This is a genomic window from Mesorhizobium sp. M7A.F.Ca.US.002.01.1.1 (assembly GCF_004022955.1).
Taxonomy (GTDB): Bacteria; Pseudomonadota; Alphaproteobacteria; order Rhizobiales; family Rhizobiaceae; genus Mesorhizobium; species Mesorhizobium ciceri.
Genome location: NZ_RZQE01000856.1, coordinates 1 through 1377, shown reverse-complemented (window position 1 = coordinate 1377; position 1377 = coordinate 1). Strand labels below are relative to the sequence as shown.

General features: G+C 63.1%; 1 protein-coding gene. It reads left to right on the top strand.

The features are described from left to right. Positions 1 to 1214: glutathione-disulfide reductase (gene gorA, locus EN932_RS36165; RefSeq protein WP_128369527.1), on the top strand; the 1214-nt coding region annotated here is incomplete at its 5' end. Positions 1215 to 1377 lie beyond the last annotated feature (163 nt).

Below are 1377 nucleotides of genomic sequence, written 5' to 3'. Positions count from 1 at the left end.
TTCCCGAGCACTTCGCCGACGCCGCCGGCTATGGCTGGACGGTGCCGGAAGCCAGTTTCGACTGGCAGACGCTGGTCGCCAACAAGGATCGCGAGATCAGCCGGCTGGAGGCGATCTACGTCAGGAACGTCGAGGGCGCCGGCGGCGAGACCTTCCACTCGCGCGCCATGATCGTCGATCCGCATGTCGTGCATCTCCTGGGTGAGGATCGCACCGTCACAGCAGACCAGATTCTGATTGCCACCGGCGGCCGCCCGGCGGCGCATCCGGCGCTGCCCGGCCACGAACATTGCATCTTTTCCAACGAGGCTTTCGACCTCAAGGAATTGCCCAGGGCGATCATGATCGAGGGCGGCGGTTACATCGCCGTCGAGTTCGCCAACATTTTTCACGGTCTCGGCGTCGACACCACGCTGGTCTATCGCGGCAAGGAGATCCTCAGCCGGTTCGACATGGACCTGCGGCGCATGCTGCACGAAACGATGGAAAAGAAGGGGATAAGGATCCTCTGCCATTCCGTGTCCGAATGGATCCGCAAGCGGCCGGACGGCCGGCTCGATGCGCTGGTCAGCGGTGGCGAGGTGCTGACCGTCGACCAGGTGATGCTGGCCATCGGCCGCATTCCCAACACCGAGAATATGGGCCTGGAAGGCATCGGACTGGAGATGACCAAGACCGGCGCCATCGCCGTCGACCAATATTCCCGCACCAATGTCGACAACATCTGGGCAATCGGCGACGTCACCAACCGCGTGCAGCTGACGCCGGTGGCGATCCATGAGGCGATGTGCTTCATCGAAACCGCCTTCAAGGGAAATCCGACCGCGCCCGATCACGAGACGATCGCGACCGCCGTCTTCTCACAGCCGGAGATCGGCACGGTCGGCCTGTCTGAGGACGATGCCATCAAACGCTTTTCCGACATCGAGATCTACCGCGCCACATTCCGGCCGATGCGGCACACCCTGTCCGGGCGCGACGAGAAGATGCTGATAAAGCTGGTGGTCGATGGCGCGTCGAAGAAAGTGCTTGGCGCCCACATATTGGGGCCGGACGCCGGCGAGATGGCGCAGCTGCTCGGCATCCCGCTGAAGGCCGGCCTGACCAAGGACGATTTCGACCGTACGATGGCCGTGCATCCGACAGCGGCGGAAGAACTGGTCACCATGTACAAGCCGACCTATCGCGTGAAGGACGGCGAGCGGGTCGATTGACGGCAAATCCTGGTTGAGGAACTCCGCCGCGGCAAGGTCATGCCACGGCGGAGATGGTTGCTACAGAAGCGTGCCGCGCAGGATCACCAGCGCCACCGAGAAATAGATCACCAGCCCGGTGACATCGACCAGCGTGGCAACGAACGGCGCCGATGCGCTGGCC